Consider the following 2,699-nt stretch of genomic DNA (forward strand, 5'->3'; position numbering starts at 1 on the left):
GCTCGGCGAGCAGCTCCGCGGTCGCCTGGGCCACCCGTGCGACGGCGGCGTCGAACGCGGCGGCCGCGGCGGGCGGCGGCTGGCGGACCCCGCTGACCTTGCGCACGTACTGCAGCGCGGCGGCGGCGACCTCGTCGGTCGTGGCGGGCGGCTCGAGGCCGCGGAGCTCGGTGATGTTCCGGCACATGCGCCCATGGTGCTCCCGGGCACCGACGGACGGCAGACCCGGCTCAGCGGCGGCCGGCGAAGAAGCGGCGCAGGAGCGCGGCGGACTCCTCCGCCCGGAGCCCGCCCGTCACCTCCAGGCGGTGCAGCGACAGCGGGTCGCGGGCCAGGTCCCAGACCGAGCCGCACGCCCCCGCCTTGTCGTCCCAGGCCCCGAACACCGTGCCGGCAGCCCGGGCGGCGACCAGCGCGCCGGTGCACATCACGCACGGCTCGAGGGTGACGACGACGGTCGCGCCGGGCAGCCGCCATCCCTGGCCGAGGGCACCGGCCGCGGACCGGAGCGCGTCGACCTCGGCGTGCGCGGTGGCGTCGCCGGTGGCCTCGCGCCGGTTGCGCCCCTCGCCGACCACGGTCCCGTCGGGGGCGAGGACGACGGCCCCCACGGGCACGTCGCCCGCGTCGAGGCACCGTTCCGCGAGCACCAGCGCCCGGTCCATGGCCCGGTCCACCGCCGCGACGCGGGGCCCACGAGGCCCGCGCGGGCCGAGCACCGGGCCGGGCCCGCCGGGGGTCAGCGCAGCTGCTCGAGCAGGTCGAGGAAGCCGACCCGCTCCCCGAGCTCGGTGAGGGCGCGCGCGGGGTCGTCGGCGTCGGCCTCGACGATGGCCTTGAGGCTCTCGCCGCCCACCCCGAGGTCCTCCAGCAGGGACAGGTCGCCGGCCCAGGGCACCTCGGTGACCTTGGGGGCGTCCTCGTCGGCGACCGGGGTCTCCTCGTAGCCGTCGTCGAAGCCCGAGGAGTACGACTCGTCGAGGCCGCCGGGCACCAGGCCGGCCGCGCGCAGCGACCCGGCGTCGGACCACAGCTCGGGGTCGGCGAACACCGCGGCGAAGCTGCTGGCGCGGGCGGCGGGCAGGTCGCTGACGAACACGCGGGCGTCGTCCTCGCCGTCCACGCGGACCAGGGCGAACCACTCGTCCTCGCGCTCGAGCACGACGAGCCCGGTCAGGGAGTCGACCTCGCCCCGCACGGTGTCCACGAGGTCGTCCAGGCTCTCGGCGCCGCGCAGGCCCGCCTCGCGCGAGGTCCACTGGCGGCCGCTGGGGACCAGGAGGGCGGTGAAGTACGACACGGCTGCATCCTGGCACCAAACGCCTGTCCGGCGGCACCGGCGTGGGGCCCGCGGGTGGGTAGCGTGCCCCGTATGCGCGTCCACGTGGCCGACCACCCGCTGATCTCCCACAAGCTGACGACGCTGCGGGACGTCACCACCGACTCCCCCACCTTCCGCCGCCTCGTCGAGGAGCTCGTCACTCTCCTGGCGTACGAGGCGACCCGCGACGTCGCCGTCGAGACCGTCGAGGTGACGACGCCGGTGACGAGCACCACCGGCACCCGCCTGGCCTCCCCCAAGCCGATCGTCGTGCCGATCCTCCGCGCGGGGCTCGGCATGCTCGACGGGATGAGCCGCCTGCTGCCGACCGCCGAGGTCGGCTTCCTCGGGATGCTCCGCGACGAGGAGACGCTGCAGCCGCGGACCTACGCCAACCGGCTGCCCGACGACCTGTCCGGCCGCCAGTGCTTCGTGCTGGACCCGATGCTGGCGACCGGCGGCACGCTGGCCATGGCGGTGGACTACCTGCACGGCAAGGGCGCGCGCACGGTGACCGCGATCTGCCTGCTCGCCGCCCCGGAGGGCCTGGAGGCGCTCGAGCGCGCCGTGGCCCCGGACGTCGACCTGTCGGTGGTGCTCGCCGGGCTCGACGAGCGGCTCGACGAGCGCGGCTACATCGTCCCCGGGCTCGGCGACGCGGGCGACCGGCTGTACGGCATCGTCTGAGCCGGTGACCGGTCGCCGACCGGCGTGGCGGGTGGACTCCGCGGCGCCGACGTGTGGATGCTGGGCGGTCGGGCACCCGCCCGGACCGGGCGCGAGGGAGGGGACGAGGTGCAGCTGACCAGGAAGATCCTGAAGTGGGTGCTGTGGCTGTTCCTGGCGTTCCTCGTGTACTCCATCTTCCGCAGCCCCGAGCAGGCCGCCGCCCTCGTGGTCGGTGGCTTCCAGGGCATCAGCGCGGCGTTCGGGGCGATCTTCGCCTTCTTCGACGCGATCCTCGCCCAGTCCGGCGCCGCCCCCGCACCTGCTCCCTGAGCCGTGGCTGACAGCCGGGGGCGCGGCGAGCGCCCGCCGAACCCCGTCGTCCGGCACGGCAGGGTGCCGGACCCCACGTCGGTGTCCCCGGTCCAGGGTGCGCGGGCGACGCCGCCCCGTCCCGGCGCCGGGACGCCCCCGCGGGAGTGGCCCGGCCCGGTCCTCCGGCGGCTGAGGGACCCCCTCCCCGACGGGTACGCCCCGCGCTTCGGCCGGCGGAAGCGGGAGCGCTCCGACCCCGGTCCCCGACCGGCCGGCCGTGGTCCCCGCACGGTGGGAGGCAGCGCCGCAGCAGGTGCGGCCGCCGGTGGTGGCGCGGGTGGTGGAGGCGCTGGCGCCGGTGGGGCTGCCGCCCGCGCACCGCGCCCGGGCCCTCCCC

Annotated in this window: 5 protein-coding genes; 2 read left to right on the plus strand and 3 right to left on the minus strand. The window is 76.9% G+C overall.

Going from position 1 to position 2,699, the window contains the following annotated elements; all coding sequences use genetic code 11:
- From WCS02_RS19480 to WCS02_RS19490, 3 genes are all read right to left on the minus strand, one after another.
- Positions 1-187: DUF2277 domain-containing protein (locus WCS02_RS19480; RefSeq protein ID WP_340295938.1), on the minus strand; the 187-nt coding region annotated here is incomplete at its 3' end.
- Positions 188-230: 43 nt separating this feature from the next.
- A complete protein-coding gene (locus tag WCS02_RS19485; RefSeq protein ID WP_340295939.1) occupies positions 231-665 on the minus strand; it encodes a nucleoside deaminase in 435 nt (144 codons plus the stop codon).
- Positions 666-739: 74 nt separating this feature from the next.
- The gene (locus WCS02_RS19490; protein ID WP_340295940.1) at positions 740-1,300 is read right to left on the minus strand and encodes a tRNA adenosine deaminase-associated protein; all 561 of its coding nucleotides are present in this window, start codon (positions 1,298-1,300) and stop codon (positions 740-742) included.
- 72 nt (positions 1,301-1,372) lie between these two features.
- Between WCS02_RS19490 and upp the strand changes: the two genes are divergently transcribed.
- Together upp and WCS02_RS19500 are read left to right on the plus strand one after the other, a co-directional pair.
- A complete protein-coding gene (upp, locus tag WCS02_RS19495; protein ID WP_340295941.1) occupies positions 1,373-2,008 on the plus strand; it encodes a uracil phosphoribosyltransferase in 636 nt (211 codons plus the stop codon).
- Positions 2,009-2,116: 108 nt separating this feature from the next.
- Positions 2,117-2,320: a hypothetical protein gene (locus tag WCS02_RS19500; protein ID WP_340295942.1), complete on the plus strand. Its 204-nt coding sequence runs from the start codon at positions 2,117-2,119 to the stop codon at positions 2,318-2,320.
- Positions 2,321-2,699: the final 379 nt, after the last annotated feature.

The sequence above is a fragment of the Aquipuribacter hungaricus genome (assembly GCF_037860755.1).
GTDB lineage: Bacteria > Actinomycetota > Actinomycetes > Actinomycetales > JBBAYJ01 > Aquipuribacter > Aquipuribacter hungaricus.